Here is a 15,667-nt window from a genome sequence, read left to right as displayed (position 1 = left end):
TCCGGTCCGGTATCAGTAAACGCGCTTCTTCGGCGGCACGACTTCGACGTCGTCCGTCAAGGTGTACATGTGCACCGGACGGAAGTCGAAGCGGGACTTGCCGGCCTCGTCGATCCACACCAGCGTGTGCTTCTGCCAGTCGTGGTCGTCGCGCTCCGGGTAATCTTCGCGGGCGTGGGCGCCGCGGCTTTCGGGACGCTGTTCGGCCGAATGCATCGTGGCCACGGCCTGCCCGAGCAGGTTCGAAAGCTCCAGCGTCTCGATGAGGTCGGAGTTCCATACCAGCGAACGGTCGGTGACCTTCACGTCCTGGAACTTCGCATACACCTCGGAGATTTTCTGCGAGCCTTCCTTCAGCGTCTCGCCCGTGCGGAACACGGCGGCGTCGGACTGCATGGTCTTCTGCATCTCGGCGCGGATCTGCGCCGTGGGCGTGCCGCCGTTGGCGTAGCGCAGCGCGTCGAAACGGCCCAGCACCTTGTCCAACGCGTTCGCCGGCAGGTCGCGGTGCGGCGTGCCGGGCTTGACGAGCTCTGCGCAACGGTGCGCCACCGCGCGGCCGAACACCACCAGGTCGAGCAGCGAGTTGGAACCGAGACGGTTCGCACCGTGCACCGACACGCAGGCCGCCTCGCCGATGGCGAACAGGCCCGGCACCACGGCATCCGGATCGTCGCCGAGCTTGGTGACGACTTCGCCGTGGTAGTTGGTGGGAATGCCGCCCATGTTGTAGTGGACGGTCGGGAGCACCGGAATCGGCTCCTTCGTGACGTCGACGCCCGCGAAGATGCGCGCGGATTCGGCGATGCCCGGCAGGCGCTCATGGATGACCTCGGGGCCGAGGTGCATCAGGTTGAGGTGGATGTGGTCCTTGTGCGGGCCGACGCCGCGGCCTTCGCGGATCTCGATCGTCATGGCGCGGCTCACCACGTCGCGCGAAGCGAGGTCCTTCGCGTTCGGCGCGTAGCGTTCCATGAAGCGCTCGCCCTCGGAATTGGTGAGGTAACCGCCTTCGCCACGCACGCCCTCGGTGATGAGGCAGCCGGCACCGTAGATGCCCGTGGGATGGAACTGCACGAACTCCATGTCCTGCAGCGGCAGGCCGGCGCGCAGCACCATGCCGCCGCCGTCGCCCGTGCACGTATGTGCCGAGGTGGCGCTGAAGTACGCGCGGCCGTAGCCGCCGGTGGCCATGACCACGGCATGGCCGCGGAACAGGTGCAGCGTGCCTTCGTTCATGTCGAGGGCGAGCACGCCCACGCACTTGCCTTCCTCGAAGATGAGGTCGATGGCGAAGTACTCGATGAAGAACGTGGCGTCGTGCGCCAGTGCCTGCTGGTACAGCGTATGCAGGATGGCGTGGCCGGTACGGTCGGCCGCGGCGCAGGTGCGCTGCGCGGTGCCCTGGCCGTAGTGCGTGGTCATGCCGCCGAACGGACGCTGGTAGATCTTGCCTTCCTCGGTACGCGAGAACGGCACGCCGTAGTGTTCCAGCTCGATGATGGCCGGAATGGCCTCGCGGCACATGTATTCGATGGCGTCCTGGTCACCGAGCCAGTCGGAGCCCTTGATCGTGTCGTAGAAATGGAAGCGCCAGTCGTCTTCGCCCATGTTGCCGAGCGCGGCCGAAATGCCGCCCTGCGCCGCCACGGTGTGCGAGCGGGTCGGGAACACCTTGGTGATGCACGCGGCCTTGAGGCCCTTCTCAGCGAGACCGAAGGTGGCCCGAAGGCCTGCGCCACCGGCGCCGACCACGATCACGTCGTACTTGTGTTGTTGAACCTTGTAGGCTTCCATCGATCAGCTTCCGAGCGCGACGCGCAGCACGGCCAGTACGCCCGCGAGCGCGGCGAGTACGGCGATGAACTTGATGAGCACCAGCGAGGCCACTTCGAGCCAGCGCGTGTGGACGTAGTCTTCGATCACGACCTGCAGGCCCAGCACCGCATGGCGGAACGTGGTGATCAGCAGGGCGGCGAGCAGCACGGCGTTCCACGGCTTCGCCAGCGTGGCGCGCGCGGTGGCGTAGTCGGAGTGCATGAGACCGAGAACGGTGACGACGAACCAGACGGTGAGGAACACCAGGCCGAGGCCGGTGACACGCTGGACCATCCAGTGGCTGACGCCTTCCTTCGCCGAGCCCAGGCCACGAGCGCGGGCCAGCGGATTGCGCAGGTCGCGGCTCATGCGTGGCCCCCGGCGAGCACGTACGCCCATACAGCGACGGTAAGCACGATGGAAACGATGATCGCCAGCCAGCTGCTGCGAACGAACGCGGGAATGGAGTAACCGACGCCCGTGTCCTGCACCAGGTGACGGATGCCGTTGGCGAGGTGGTAGAAGAAAGCGAGCGTCCAGCCGACCAGCACGATCATGCCGATGGGGCTGCCTGCGCAGTCGGTGAAGGTGGCGAAGGCCTCCGGGCCGGCGGCGACGGCCGCGAGGCCCCAGACGAGGAGCAGGCTACCGACGGCGAGAACGATGCCGGTGGCGCGATGCAGGATGGAAGTCACCATCTGCACTTGCCACTTGTAGACCTGGAGATGCGGTGAGAGCGGGCGTCCCGTTTGTGCCATGGCGGCTATCCTGATTGGAATCGCTGGTGCCCGACGGTCTCTCCTCGCCTTCCGGTCTTCAGAAGTCGATGCAGCGTCCGTTCTTTTCCCAGTCGCCGTAACGCGTTGGGTCCAATGGCGCTTTCTCGACCCCTGCTTCGCCGTTCGTGGGGACGACCGGCGGAACGAGCGGCTTCGCCGGAGCGGAATCGTTCGTGCCCTTGGGTTCGGAGGAATTGTCGGACATGGTTATAAAGCCCTGAAAGCGTAATACCTGTGCCACGGCAGCACAACCTTGACGAACGCGTGGGACCTTGGGAAGGGCGCGGCCGGACCGTATATCTTACCCCTCCCCGCCCTTCGTTGCCTCCCCCATGCCGAGCACTACCACTCGCACCATCACCCTCGCCGGACCCGATGCCGCGGGCTTTGCGAACGCCCAGTTCAGCAGTGACGTCCTGTCCCTCGCCACGGGACGCTGGCAGTGGAGCGGCTGGCTCGATCCCAAGGGACGCGTGCGTGCCCTCCTCCAGGTTGCCCGGGTAGCGGACGACCGGCTGGTGGTCGTTCCCCGGGGCGGCGACGCGCAGGCGCTCGCGCAGGACCTGACGCGCTTCGTCTTCCGTTCGAAGGTGAAGGTGCACGTATCCGACGAACGACATGTCGGCGACGGCGATGCTCTTGCCGATGGCGAGACGCGCGAAACCGACGACGGTATGTTGATGCTCGGTGAAGGCGATGCGTCGCTGTGCATCGGCACGCGCGAAGGCGACGACACTTGGATCGCGCGGCACATCGAAAAAGGTTTCGCGTGGCTGCCCGACGCTGCGCTCGGCACGTTGCTTCCACCTGCATTGTCGATGGAACGACTTAATGCGGTCGCATTCGACAAGGGTTGTTTTCCCGGACAGGAAATCGCGGCGCGACTGCATTTCCTCGGAGGCCACAAGCGGCATCTGCACGCGGCGCGCATCGAGGGCGACACGAACATCGCGAACGGTCAAACACTGCGCGTTCACGGCAAGGATGCAGGCTTGGTGTTGATGCGCGCGGATATCGGCAATTCGCCTACAACTCTTGTCGTACTCGACGACGCGGTGTCGCAGGAGGAGACTCTTGACATCGACGATACGCGCCTTCATCTCTTCTCGACATTCGCAGAATAACGCGCGTTACGTCGAAAAAAATGTGCGCGCACGTGTGTGAGTCGAAGCTGAACCAAGCTGCCTCCGCACTTGCGCAAACGGCGAACCGCCACTAGGCTCCGCCGATCCCATTTACGTGGCCGTGGTGTTTCGACACGGTTACACCCGCGACGATCCGTCGAAGATGACGGTTCTGGCGCGACCCGGTCCCCACCGGAGAACGAGCGACGCGCATCCCGTTTCCGCGCGAGCCGACAACCCATACCGGACGGCTCCGGACAGCCGCCCAGTAAAGTCACAGTGTGTGACGCCCGAGTCATCCGTGTTTTCAGAATTGAACGGATGCCATCGGTTGGTCCAGGTAGTAACGGCCTGCCCGCCCGTCTACCGCTCATACGTCTCCCATGGCCTTCCAGCCGCAAGTGACGGAAAAGCTCGTTGGAGGCAGATACACATGAAACTCTCCGCTTTGCTCTGGATGGCGTCCGTCCTTCCGAGCCACCTCGCCGACCAGACGTGCCTGGCGACGACGGTTTATCTCGAGGCACGCAGCGAACCCACCATCGGGCAATATGCGGTGGCGGAAGTAGCCTTGAGGCGACGCGATCGCCGCATGGGCGGCGACAATGTGTGCGAAGTCGTCAAGGCACCGCGCCAGTTCGCCATCACCACCACTCCGAAGGATTTCGAGGTCAACGATCTCGTGGCGTGGACGAAGGCGTGGAAGATCGCCGGCGACTCCCTCAACAACTGGAGCCTGCCGAAAAGCGAACGTCTCGTTTATGTGCCGCAGGCCGATCATTTCGCCACTGTCGCGGTGTCGCCCAGCTGGTCCGCCAGCCGCGTCGTCCGCAAGATCGGCGACCACGCGTTCTACGCCGTCAACTGACGCGCGAAACAACTAGCGGGGAAAAGAGGTCCAGGCGGGCAGCTTGGGATCTCCGGGAAAAAGGGGCCCTCGGACGAGGGTCTTTTTTTATGCGTAAAAAAAGGCCCCGCTTGCGCGGGGCCGTTCCAGACTCAACGAATCGTTTGGACGTCTATACGTCTCAACGACGATACACGCGATCGCCACGCACTTCGACGTAATCGCCGCGCCGCAGCTGCGGATCCTCACGCTGGGTCACGGTGGCCCAACGCCCGTCGTCCAGGCGGATACGCACGCGGAACGCCACATCGTTCGCGCCGTTGCGCTTGCCGACCTGGTTGCCCACGACGCCACCCACGACGGCGCCGCCGACGGTGGCCGCCGAGCGGCCGTCGCCCTTCCCGATGGTGTTTCCGAGCAGGCCGCCCGCAACGGCACCGATCACGGCACCGAGCGGCGACGATTCCTTGTCCACGTACACCTGCTCGACGTCGTCCACCACACCACACTGCTCGCACCCTCGTGGCGCGCTGGAATAGGCGACGCGATCGTCCTGATAAACCCGCCGTGGCTGCTCATAGCACGCCGTCAGGGACAGTGTGGCAAGAGCCGCGGCGGCGAGGCCGGCTTTCCGAACGATGCTGTGCATGGCTGTACTCCTGGGAAGGGATTCGTGGATCAACGCGCGTCCGAAACCGCCGTGACGCCCTCCTGCACCTCGACGCGGTCGCCCGGATCGTGGTCCATGCGCACCGAACGGGTCACGCCGTTGTATTCGTAGCGGACGTCGTAGGCCACGATCTTGTCGCCGCCGCTGCCCGGGACCGTGCTGCACTTACGCACCGTGCTGGAGACGGTATTGGTTTCCTGGCGGCGCTCCTGGATCTCGTGGCCGGCATAGCCGCCGCCCACCGCACCCGCCACCGTCGCGAGCGTGCGGCCCTTGCCGCCGCCGATCTGATTGCCGAGCAGGCCGCCGGCGACGGCGCCGATGGCCGTACCCGCGATCTGGTGCTGGTCCTTCACCGGCGCCCGGCGGGTCACGACCTCGTCGTGGCACTCGCGCCGCGGCTCGGAGGACTCGCGTACCGGGTCCACACTGACCACGCGGGCGTATTTCGGGCCGGCCGGCTCGGCAGGCGCGATCGGCTGGCCCGCGGGCGCGGCCCCGGGGCCCTGCGCATTCGCCACGTCGGCGTTCGCATCGCGGTTGCAGGCGGAAAGGCCAAATATCAGGGCCGCGCCCAAACCGGCGTTCAGGACGGAAATCTTCAACCTGCTCATACCCTAATCTCCACTGTGTATCGGCGGCCCGATAGCGCGTGAGCCCCATCACCCAAAGCCGCCTCGACGCCATTTGACAGTCGTTAAACTGAACGACGCCTTAGACTCCCGCTACGTTCATTCAGGCATCACACCTACATGCTCGATCTCATCGATACCCACGCGCACCTGGACGACGCCTCCTTCGCCGAGGACGGCGACGCCATGTTCGAGCGATCGGCCGCGGCTGGCGTGCGGCATTGGATCGTTCCCGCGATCGACCGCGGGAACTGGGAGAAGATCGAACGGCTCGCGTCGTCGCGCGAAGGCGTGTCCGTCGCGTATGGACTGCACCCGCTCTTCCTGGCGAACCATCGAGACGAGCACCTGGACGAACTTCCCGCGTGGCTCGAACGGCATGGCGCCGTCGCCGTCGGCGAGATCGGCCTGGATTTCTACGTGGACGGCCTCGATCCGGAGCGGCAACGCGACCTGTTCCATCGGCAACTGGCAATCGCGAAGGAGTCCGGCCTGCCGGTTATCGTGCATGCCCGCCGGGCCTTCGAGGAAGTGATCCACACGCTCCGTCGCATCGGCGGCCTGCGCGGCGTAGTGCACAGTTTCTCCGGCAGCGAGGAACAGGCGCGACAGCTCTTCGACCTGGACTTCCACATCGGCATCGGCGGGCCGGCGACCTACGAGAGGGCCCATCGCATTCATCGTGTCGTCGCGTCCATGCCGCTGGACCGGCTGCTGCTGGAAACCGACGCGCCCGACCAGCCGTGCTCGCAACATCGCGGGGAACGCAATGAGCCCGCCTACCTGCGCGACGTGCTCCGCACGGTGGCGAGCCTGCGCGGCGATTCCGAGGAGACCGTGGCCGCGCAGACGACGGCCAATGCGAGGGCACTCTTCCGCCTGTGAGAGATGGCCTATTGCCGGCTTGAGGAAATTCTTGATAGCCTGATATTTCACTAGCGAACTATTAGCCAGCGAAATGTCCAGGATCAAAACGTGTGTCGAGGCCATCTACGAGGGCGTCGACAGCGTGGCCAGGCGCATGCCCGCCATGCCCGTGTCCGAAGTGCTCCTCGTGCGGTTGCTGATGCTGACCGCCGGCGCCCTGTTGCGCGAATTCGAGGACAAGCTCAAGCCCTACGGGCTCAACGACAGCGACTTCCGCACCCTGATGATGCTGTACAGCAGCGAGGACGGCACGGCCACGCCGGGCAAGCTGTGCCTTCTTGCCGAGCAGAAACCCACCAACATGACGCGCATTGCCAACGCGCTGGCCAAGCGCGACCTCATATCGCGTTCGCACGCCACGCACGATCGGCGCCAGGTGGTACTCCGCATCACGCCGGCCGGCCGCCGCTTCGTGGCGAAGATGCTGCCGCCTCTTTTTCCTCCGCTGGTCGAATCGTTCGCCTGCTTCAGCGCGGCCGAGCGCAAGACCTTCGAGCGCCTGCTGAAAAAGCTCGCGCTGCACATCGACCCCCTGGTGGAACCGGACGCCTCCCCATGACCCTTGCCTCGCTCCGCCCCGCCCTGCTCGCCTGCACGGTTACCGCCCTGTTGGCGGCCTGCCATGTACCCGCGAAGATCGAGCGGCCGGCGCTTCGCGACGAAGCGCCGCTTGCCGGTTTGTCCACCACGCAGCGCGCAGGCTGGCCCGGCGCGCAGTGGTGGAAGGTCTACGGCGACCCGCAACTCGACACGCTGATGGACATGGCGCTGCGCGGCGCGCCCGACCTCGCACAGGCCCGCGCGCGGGTGTCGTCCGCCGAGCAGAACATCCGCGTCGCCGCCGCGCAGGCCGGCCTCCGCGTGGACGGCAGTGCCCAGGTGGCCCGCCAGCGCATGAGCGAACACGGCCTCATTCCGTCGCAGTTCCTCGGCTTCACCTGGTACAACCAGGCCGACCTCGGCATCCAGGTGCGCTACGACTTCGACTGGTGGGGCAAGAAGCGCTTCGCCATCGAATCCGCCATCGACAGCGCACGTGCGGCTGAAGCAGAGCGGTCGGCTTCCTCGCTGGGTATCCAGGCCATGGTTGCCGATACCTATTTCGGCTGGCTCGCCGACGAGGCCCGCGTGGCCCTCGCCGACAAACTCGTTGCCGCGCGCGAACGTGCGCTGCGCATCGCCGAACTGCGCGTGAAGCAGGGCGTCGACGTGCCCGACGCCGCGCAGCAGGCCCGTGCCGACCTCGCAGGCGCGCGCCAGCAGCGCGTGGCCTTGCAAGGTTCTGCGGACATTCGACGCGTCTCCATCGCCACCCTCGTGGGCGTGTCGCCGTCCGAGCTTCCCGCACTGACACCCCGCCCCCTGCCCCAGGTCACGCCCGGCCTGCCGTCCGACGCCGGCACCGACCTGATGGCGCGCCGCCCCGACATCGCGGCCACCCGGTGGCAGGTCGAAGCGGCGCTGCGCCAGACCGATGCCGCGCGTGCGCAGTTCTTCCCCGACGTCAGCCTGAGCGCGATGGCCGGACTGTCGAGCATCGACATGGACAAGGTGTTCTCGGCCGACAGCCGGGTGTTCTCCCTCACGCCGGCGATCCACCTGCCGATCTTCGAGGGTGGCGCACTCGAGGCGAACCACGGCGTGACGCGGGCGCAGCTCGATGCGGCCGTGGCGCAGTACAACGCCACCGTGGCGTCGGCAGCGCGCGACGTGGCCACCCAGGCGCTGGGCGCGCAGCAGCTCGCCGATCGCCGTACGCAGCAGGCGGCGCAGATCGACGCGGCAAGCGCATTGCTTGCCAGTGCGAAAGCGCGATCGGCGCGCGGCGTACGCGACGATCGCGAATCGCTGGCGACGGAAGCCGCGTTGATCCAGCAGCAGGACATGGACACCGATCTGCAGGCGCAGGCGCTGTCCACCGATGTCGCACTCATCAAGGCGCTCGGCGGCGGTTACCGTGCCGAGCCCATCGCATCCCCCTCCACTGCAAGCACCCACGGAGCCACGAGCCCATGAGCGCCTCCCCCAACGATACGCAGGCCGCGCAAGACGAAAGCGGCAACGCGCCCAAGGACAAGCGCAAGCGCGGACGCGCGCTGCTCATCGCGCTGATCGTCTTCGTCCTCGCCGGCGTGGCCTGGCTGCTGCTCTGGCTGTTCGTGTTCTCCACCCGCGAGACCACCGACGACGCCTATGTCGGCGGCAACCAGGTCGCCATCTCGGCGCAGGTTCCCGGCATCGTCGTCGGCGTATATGCGGACGACACCCAGCGCGTGACCGCGGGCCAGGTGCTCGTGCGCCTCGACCCGACGGACGCCGATGTCGCCCTGCGCAAAGCCGGCAGCGCGCTTGCCCAAGCGGTGCGCCAGGTGCGCCAGCAGACGCAATCCGCCGCAGGTGCGGACGCGGTGCTCGTGGCCCGCCGGCAGGACCTGAAGCGCGCGCAGGACGACCTCAAGCGCCGCATTCCGCTGCTCGCCGAGAAGGCCGTGGCACCCGAGGAAGTGCAGCACGCCCGCGATGCGGTCACCAGCGCGCAGTCGGCACTCGACGCCGCACGGCGCCAGGCGGACGCGGCTAGTGCGCTCGTGGACGGCAGCAACGTGGAGGAAAACCCGGCCGTGGCCCAGGCGCGTGCCAACTTCCGCCAGGCATGGGTCGCCGCGCAGCGAAACGCCATCGTCGCGCCCATCGATGGCTATGTCGCCCTGCGCGGCGTGCAGGTGGGCAACAGCGTCCAGCCCGGCCAGCAGCTGATGACCGTGGTGCCCCTGCACGACCTCTGGGTGGACGCCAACTTCAAGGAAGGCCAGCTGCGCCACGTGCGCATCGGACAGCCGGCGAAGATCGAAGCGGATATCTACGGCGGCGGCGTGGAATACCACGGCAAGGTGATCGGCCTGGGTGCCGGTACCGGCAGCGCCTTCTCGTTGCTGCCGGCGCAGAACGCCACCGGCAACTGGATCAAGGTGGTGCAGCGCGTGCCTGTGCGCATCGCGCTCGATCCGAAGGACCTCGACAAGCATCCGTTGCGCATCGGCCTGTCCACCGCCGTGACGGTCGACATCACGGACGACCAGGGCGACGTACTGCCCCGGCAGCCTTCGAACATTCCCGTGGCGCAGACGCGCGTGTATGACGACGTGGCGGCCAAGGCGGACGCCGCAGCCGACACCATCGTGCGCGCCAACCTCGGAGCCGGCGTGCCTTGAGCGACGACACCGCCCTTCCCGAAGCGCCCTCCGCCGGCGGCCCGAAGCCGCTGCATGGCGGGCCGCTGGTCCTGCTGACGATCGCCGTCGCGTTCTCCACGTTCATGGAGATCCTCGACATGACGATCGTCAACGTGGCGGTGCCGCACATCGCCGGCAGTCTCGGCGTGAGTTCGAGCGAAGGCACCTGGGCCATCAGCTCCTACGCCCTCGCCAGCGCGATCATGCAGCCGCTCACGGGCTGGCTGGCGAAACGCTTCGGCGAAGTGCGCACGTTCTGCGTTTCGGTGGGCCTGTTCGTGGCGTTCTCCATGCTGTGCGGCCTTGCCACGAACATGCCCATGCTGGTGATCTTCCGGCTGATGCAGGGCGCGGGCTCCGGACCAATGGTGGCCTTGTCGCTGTCGCTGCTGCTGGCCAGCTATCCGAAGACCAAGCAAGGCATCGCCCTGGCGATGTGGGCCATGACGGTGGTCGTCGCACCCATCTTCGGCCCGATCCTCGGCGGTTACCTCACCGACAATTTCTCCTGGCCGTGGATCTTCTACATCAACGTGCCGGTGGGCGCCGCCGCGGGCTTCGTCACGTGGGCGATCCTGCGCCACCGCGAAACGAAGATCGTGAAGGCACCGATCGACACGGTAGGCCTCGCGCTCCTCATCGTCGGCGTGGGCTCGCTCCAGTTCATGCTGGACAACGGCAACGACCACGACTGGTTCGCCTCGCCGATGATCCTCACCCTGGGCCTCATCGCCCTGGTGGCGCTGGTGTTCCTGGTGATCTGGGAACTCACGGCCAAACATCCCGTGGTGGATCTTTCGCTCTTCGCCCGGCGCAATTTCGCCATCGGCGTCACCGCCCTGTCCCTGGGCATGCTCGCCTTCTTCGGCATCAACGTGGTGTTCCCGCTGTGGTTGCAGACCACGCTCGGCTACACCGCCACGTGGGCGGGCCTCGCCACCGCGCCGGTGGGCATCCTGGCCTTCCTCGTCTCGCCCTTCATCGGCAAGAACATCCAGCGCCTGGAACTGCGCGCGGTCGTCACCTTCGCGTTCCTGGTATTCGCGTTCACGTCGTTCTGGTTCGCGGGATTCAACAGCGGCGCGTCTTACGCCGCGCTGGTGCTGCCGCGCTTCATCATGGGCATCGCCATCGCCTGCTTCTTCATTCCGCTCAACCAGATCTTCCTGTCGGGGCTGAACCCCGACCAGATCGCGGGCGCGTCGGGGCTGGCGAATTTCTGCCGCACGCTGGCCTCGAGCGTGTCGACCGCCATCACGGTCACCCTCTGGCAGCACCGCACGGATTCCCACCACGCATCGCTCACCGAATATGTGACGCACACCTCGCCCGCCACCACGGCTTTCACCCAGAAGCTCACGACGTTGGGCATCCCGGGCAAACCGGGGCTCGCCGTGGTGGATCAACTGGTGACCCGCGAGGCCGCCACCCTGGCGGTAAATGACGTTTTCTGGGGCTGCGCCATCCTCTTCCTGGCCCTCATTCCCATCCTCTGGTTTGCCAAACCGCCGTTCGGCAACGCGGGCGGCGCCGCGGCGCATTAAGCGGATGTTACCTAAATCGATCCAAATACCACTTGTGAAAACGGAAAACGATTACGGTCACTTACGGCAACTGGTGCGGCGCAATACCTCGTGGTAGCTTTCGCCGCATGGCACAAACCCTACGCATCATTAAGAAGTATCCGAACCGTCGTCTCTACGATACGGAAATCTCGAGTTACATCACGCTGGAAGAGGTTCGCCAGCTGGTGCTCGACGGGGAAACTTTCGAGGTTCGCGACGCCAAGTCCGGCGAGGACCTGACCCGGTCGGTGTTGCTGCAGATCATCGCGGAGCACGAAGAGCACGGCCAGCCGATGCTCTCGCCCCAGCTGCTGTCGCACATCATCCGTTTCTACGGCGACTCGCTGCAGGGGTTCATGGGCCCGTATCTGGAGCGTAGCCTGCAGGTCTTCCTCGACCAGCAGCAGCAGTTCCGCAACCAGCTCAACAGCCTGATGGGCCAGACACCCTGGTCCATGCTCAACGAGATGACCGAGCGCAACCTCGACGTCTGGAAGTCGATGCAGCGCGGTTTCCTCGACGCAGCCACCGCCAAGCCGGCGGAACCCGTGCGGCCTGCTGCCTCGCGCACCGGCAAGAAGGCGGGCTAGGCCCCGCGCCAGCCCCCTTGCCCCCGGCGGCGCTGCGGCGCACGATGCGCTGCCCCGCAATATCGCGTCCGGACGAAGGTCGCCATGCCCCGTAACGACATCGCCGTGGTCGGCGCCGGATTGGTCGGCGCCCTGGTGGCCACCCTGCTGACCCAGCGCGGCTTTCGCGTCACCGTCTACGAGAAGCGCCCGGATCCGCGAAAAGCGGGTTTCCTCGGCGGACGCTCGATCAACCTGGCCCTCGCCGAGCGCGGCCTGCACGCCCTGCGGGCCACGGGGCTGGCCGACCGCGTGCTCGAACAGGCCGTGATGATGCGCGGGCGGATGGTCCACGACCCCGCCGGCCACAGCGGCCTGCAGCGCTATGGCGTGGACGACTCGGAAGTGATCTGGTCGGTGTCGCGCGGCGGCCTCAACACCCTCATGCTGGATGCCGCCGAAGCGGCGGGCGCCACCGTGCATTTCGACCAGGGCCTGGCCGGTGCCGACCTCGACGCGGGCACACTGCGGCTGCGCGACGACCAGGGCAACGAGCGTACGGTCGAAGCACCCGTGGTCATCGGCGCCGACGGCGCGGGCTCGGCCCTGCGTGCCGCCATGCATGCGCACTCGCCTCTGGGCGAACGCGTGGAAGAATTGGGCCACGGTTACAAGGAACTGGAGATCCCGCGTGGCGAGGATCCGTCTGCCCCGTTCGCCATCGAACGCAACGCGCTGCATATCTGGCCCCGTGGCCATTACATGTGCATCGCGCTACCGAATCGCGAAGGCAGCTTCACCGTCACCCTGTTCCTGCCGAACGACGGAGCGCACCCAAGCTTCCGCACCATCGCCGGCGTCGGTGCCGCCGAGGCGTTCTTCCGCACCGACTTCCCGGACGCGTTGGCACTGATGCCGGACTTCGCGGCCGATTGGTCCGCGCATCCCGTGGGCACGCTCGGCACGCTCTATCTCGACCGCTGGCACATTGGCGGTCGCGCGCTGCTGATCGGCGACGCGGCGCACGCCATCGTGCCGTTCCACGGACAGGGCATGAACTGCGGCTTCGAGGACGCGGCGGAACTGGCCGACCTGTTCGCCGCGCAGCCGGACGATGCCGCGGCCGTGTTCGCCGCCTTCGAAGCGAAGCGCAAGCCGAATGCCGATGCGATCGCGCAGATGGCGCTGGAAAACTACGTGGAGATGCGCGATTCCGTGGCGGACCCGCACTACCTGCGCAAGCGGGAACTCGGCGCCCTGCTGGCAGAGCGCTCGCCCACGCATTACCTGCCGCGCTATCGCATGGTCACCTTTACCCATCTGCCCTATGCATACGCACTGGAGCGCGGCCGCGCGCAGGACGTGCTGGTGGAGCAGTTGCTGAAGGGACACGATTCGGTGGCTTCGGTGGATATGGATGCCGCCGTGCGGGCGCTTGAAGCCACACTGCCGCCGCTGCCCTCGCTGCTGTAACCGGTCAGACGCTGCTTTTTGTGGGAGCCGCTTCAGCGGCGATGGCTGCTTGCGGCAAGCCTGCCCGCCGCGCGGGATCGCCGCTGAAGCGGCTCCCACACAAGCGTGGACAACTCCCGCCATGACCGCAACAATCGCGGGATGACTTTCGCCCCCGAAGCCGCTCCTTTGCTCGAAGCCCGCGCGCTCAGCTTCCTGCGCCAGGACGAGCCCGTGTTCGGGCCGCTGGATTTCGCACTGCATCCCGGCGAAATCGCTCTCGTGGAAGGCGACAACGGCAGTGGCAAGACCACGCTCATGCGGGTGCTCACGGGCATGCTGCGGCCCGGTGAGGGCGAGGTGCTGCTCGACGGTGCGCCGTTCTCGCTCGACACGATGGCCGGCGCCGTCGTCTTCCTCGGCCACCACCTCGGTCTCAAGCTCGATCTTTCCGCCCGCGAGAACCTGCGCGTGAGCGCTGGCCTCTATGGCCTGCGCGACGGTGCCGAGGCGGCGTCCGTCCTGACGGAGGTCGGCCTCGCCGGCTTCGAGGACGAGCCGGTGCGACGCCTCTCCGCGGGACAGAAGAAGCGCGCCGCACTCGCCCGCCTGCTGCTCGTGCCCGCACGTGTGTGGCTGCTCGACGAGCCCTACGCGAACCTGGACCGCGAAGGCATCGCGCTCGTGAACCGCCTTCTGGCGGGCCATGCGGCGCGAGGCGGCGCGGCCTTGGTGACCAGCCACGGGGCGGTCAGCTTCGCCGGTGGCGAACCGCGGCGCATCCGGCTGCACGCATGACGCCCGGAAGCACTCCCGCCGCCTGTGCCGCCCTGCTGCGGCGCGATCTCACCCTGGCCTGGCGCCGCCGCGGCGACATCGCCATGCCGGTGCTGTATGCCCTGATCGTGGCCACGCTGTTCCCCTTCGCGCTGGGCCCGGAGCCGACCCTCCTGGCCCGCATTGCGGGCGGTGTGGTGTTCGTCACCGTGGTGCTGGCCGTGCTGCTGTCGCTGGACAACCTGTTCCGCGCCGATATCGAAGACGGCTCCATGGAGCAGCTGATGCTCGCGCCGCAGCCGCTGGCCCTGCTGGTGGGCATGAAGATCCTCGCCCACTGGATCACCTCGTCGCTGCCGCTGATCGTCGTGGCGCCTCTGCTCGCCGGTATGTTGAAGCTGCCCGCGGCGGCCACGCCGGTGCTGCTCTTCGCCCTGGTGCTGGCAACGCCTCTTTTGAGTCTCCTCGGTGCCGTGCTCGTCGCACTGACGGCGGGGTCGAGGCGCTCTGGTATGCTTCTCGCGCTCATGTTGCTGCCGTTGTGCGTGCCGGTCGTGATTTTCGCCGCCGGAGCCGTGGCCGCCGCGCAGGAAGGGCTGCCCTGGATCGCGCCGATCGCCTGGCTGGGTGCGGGGCTCGTCATGGCCGTGGTTATGGCGCCCCTGGCCTGCGCCGCCGCGCTACGCATCGCCATGGACACATGAATGCACGCAACCGTATGTCCCGAAAGGGGGACACACGGTGTTTGAACGAACCTGCGACGAGGATCGATGGCTAACTGGGTTCCGCTTTGGCTTCACCGCCTCGGCTCGCCGCCGGTGTTCTACCGTTTCGCCGGGGCCGTGCGGCCGTGGGCGCTCGCCCTTGCCTTCGTGCTCGGCATCGTCGCGCTCTACGGCGGACTGTTCGTCGCACCCGCCGATTACCAGCAGGGCGACGCCTATCGCATCATTTTCCTGCACGTGCCCAGTGCGTGGATGAGCCTCTTCATCTACGGCGCCATGGCGGTGGCGGCTTTTGTCGGCCTCGTCTGGCGGATCAAGATCGCCGAAACCGTGGCGATGGAATCCGCGCCGGTGGGTGCCGCGTTCACCTTCATCACCCTCGTCACCGGCTCGCTCTGGGGCAAGCCGATGTGGGGCACCTGGTGGACCTGGGACGCGCGGCTCACGTCCGAACTGGTGCTGCTTTTCATCTACCTCGGCGTAATCGGGCTCTACCATTCCTTCGAAGACCGCCGCCAGGGCGCCCGCGCCGCGTCGTTCCTCGTGCTG

18 protein-coding genes are annotated in these 15,667 nt (G+C 66.8%); 12 read left to right on the top strand and 6 right to left on the bottom strand.

All coding sequences use genetic code 11. The features are described 5' to 3' along the window. Positions 1-12: 12 nt before the first annotated feature. Genes sdhA through ACPYOD_RS02920 form a run of 4 tightly spaced genes read right to left on the bottom strand, consistent with a single transcriptional unit; the run spans position 13 to position 2,802 of the window. A complete protein-coding gene (gene sdhA, locus ACPYOD_RS02935; RefSeq protein ID WP_481300236.1) occupies positions 13-1,797 on the bottom strand; it encodes a succinate dehydrogenase flavoprotein subunit in 1,785 nt (594 codons plus the stop codon). Positions 1,798-1,800: 3 nt separating this feature from the next. Beyond that, positions 1,801-2,187 (bottom strand): succinate dehydrogenase, hydrophobic membrane anchor protein, encoded by a 387-nt coding sequence (sdhD, locus tag ACPYOD_RS02930; RefSeq protein ID WP_413623461.1) that lies wholly within the window; start codon positions 2,185-2,187, stop codon positions 1,801-1,803. Further along, positions 2,184-2,576: a succinate dehydrogenase, cytochrome b556 subunit gene (sdhC, locus tag ACPYOD_RS02925; RefSeq protein WP_481300235.1), complete on the bottom strand. Its 393-nt coding sequence runs from the start codon at positions 2,574-2,576 to the stop codon at positions 2,184-2,186. The genes sdhD and sdhC overlap by 4 nt, the downstream gene beginning before the upstream one ends. Positions 2,577-2,634: 58 nt before the next feature. After that, a complete protein-coding gene (locus ACPYOD_RS02920) occupies positions 2,635-2,802 on the bottom strand; it encodes a DUF1674 domain-containing protein (protein WP_481300234.1) in 168 nt (55 codons plus the stop codon). Between the two features lie 127 nt (positions 2,803-2,929). On the opposite strand from ACPYOD_RS02920, the gene ygfZ reads away from it, so the two are divergent. Both ygfZ and ACPYOD_RS02910 read left to right on the top strand, forming a co-directional pair. Then, a complete protein-coding gene (gene ygfZ, locus ACPYOD_RS02915) occupies positions 2,930-3,721 on the top strand; it encodes a CAF17-like 4Fe-4S cluster assembly/insertion protein YgfZ (protein WP_481300233.1) in 792 nt (263 codons plus the stop codon). Between the two features lie 433 nt (positions 3,722-4,154). Beyond that, positions 4,155-4,589: a cell wall hydrolase gene (locus ACPYOD_RS02910; protein WP_481300232.1), complete on the top strand. Its 435-nt coding sequence runs from the start codon at positions 4,155-4,157 to the stop codon at positions 4,587-4,589. 160 nt (positions 4,590-4,749) lie between these two features. Here the strand turns inward: ACPYOD_RS02910 and ACPYOD_RS02905 are convergent, their stop codons facing one another. Both ACPYOD_RS02905 and ACPYOD_RS02900 read right to left on the bottom strand, forming a co-directional pair. Then, a complete protein-coding gene (locus tag ACPYOD_RS02905) occupies positions 4,750-5,217 on the bottom strand; it encodes an outer membrane lipoprotein (protein ID WP_481300231.1) in 468 nt (155 codons plus the stop codon). A gap of 29 nt (positions 5,218-5,246) precedes the next feature. After that, the gene (locus ACPYOD_RS02900; RefSeq protein WP_481300230.1) at positions 5,247-5,852 is read right to left on the bottom strand and encodes a glycine zipper 2TM domain-containing protein; all 606 of its coding nucleotides are present in this window, start codon (positions 5,850-5,852) and stop codon (positions 5,247-5,249) included. Positions 5,853-5,990: 138 nt separating this feature from the next. Here ACPYOD_RS02900 and ACPYOD_RS02895 point away from each other — a divergent pair, with 138 nt between their 5' ends. From ACPYOD_RS02895 to ccsA, 10 genes are all read left to right on the top strand, one after another. After that, positions 5,991-6,755 (top strand): TatD family hydrolase, encoded by a 765-nt coding sequence (locus ACPYOD_RS02895; RefSeq protein ID WP_481300229.1) that lies wholly within the window; start codon positions 5,991-5,993, stop codon positions 6,753-6,755. A gap of 73 nt (positions 6,756-6,828) precedes the next feature. After that, positions 6,829-7,356 (top strand): MarR family winged helix-turn-helix transcriptional regulator, encoded by a 528-nt coding sequence (locus ACPYOD_RS02890; protein WP_481300228.1) that lies wholly within the window; start codon positions 6,829-6,831, stop codon positions 7,354-7,356. Beyond that, positions 7,353-8,813 carry an efflux transporter outer membrane subunit gene (locus ACPYOD_RS02885; protein WP_481300227.1) on the top strand — a complete coding sequence of 487 codons (1,461 nt, stop codon included), beginning with the start codon at positions 7,353-7,355 and terminating at the stop codon, positions 8,811-8,813. Before ACPYOD_RS02890 ends, ACPYOD_RS02885 begins: the two co-directional genes overlap by 4 nt. Continuing rightward, on the top strand, positions 8,810-10,009 hold the full coding sequence (locus ACPYOD_RS02880) for an EmrA/EmrK family multidrug efflux transporter periplasmic adaptor subunit (protein WP_481300226.1): 1,200 nt from the start codon (positions 8,810-8,812) through the stop codon (positions 10,007-10,009). Before ACPYOD_RS02885 ends, ACPYOD_RS02880 begins: the two co-directional genes overlap by 4 nt. Further along, positions 10,006-11,574, top strand: a complete 1,569-nt coding sequence (locus ACPYOD_RS02875) for a DHA2 family efflux MFS transporter permease subunit (protein ID WP_481300225.1) — start codon at positions 10,006-10,008, stop codon at positions 11,572-11,574. The genes ACPYOD_RS02880 and ACPYOD_RS02875 overlap by 4 nt, the downstream gene beginning before the upstream one ends. A 107-nt stretch (positions 11,575-11,681) precedes the next feature. Next, positions 11,682-12,185, top strand: a complete 504-nt coding sequence (gene phaR, locus ACPYOD_RS02870) for a polyhydroxyalkanoate synthesis repressor PhaR (protein ID WP_481300224.1) — start codon at positions 11,682-11,684, stop codon at positions 12,183-12,185. Between the two features lie 84 nt (positions 12,186-12,269). Then, positions 12,270-13,637: an FAD-dependent oxidoreductase gene (locus tag ACPYOD_RS02865; protein WP_481300223.1), complete on the top strand. Its 1,368-nt coding sequence runs from the start codon at positions 12,270-12,272 to the stop codon at positions 13,635-13,637. A 141-nt stretch (positions 13,638-13,778) separates the two neighbouring features. Continuing rightward, positions 13,779-14,414, top strand: coding sequence for a cytochrome c biogenesis heme-transporting ATPase CcmA (gene ccmA, locus ACPYOD_RS02860; RefSeq protein ID WP_481300222.1), 636 nt, complete (start codon positions 13,779-13,781; stop codon positions 14,412-14,414). Next, entirely contained in the window at positions 14,411-15,097 is a 687-nt protein-coding gene (ccmB, locus tag ACPYOD_RS02855) for a heme exporter protein CcmB (RefSeq protein WP_481300221.1), read from the top strand. Before ccmA ends, ccmB begins: the two co-directional genes overlap by 4 nt. A gap of 66 nt (positions 15,098-15,163) precedes the next feature. Beyond that, positions 15,164-15,667, top strand: a 504-nt coding sequence (ccsA, locus tag ACPYOD_RS02850) for a cytochrome c biogenesis protein CcsA (RefSeq protein ID WP_481300220.1), incomplete at its 3' end; no start/stop codon positions are given.

This window comes from Luteibacter sp. HAY1-4A, from assembly GCF_056755355.1.
This window is presented reverse-complemented; position numbering and strand designations above follow the sequence as displayed.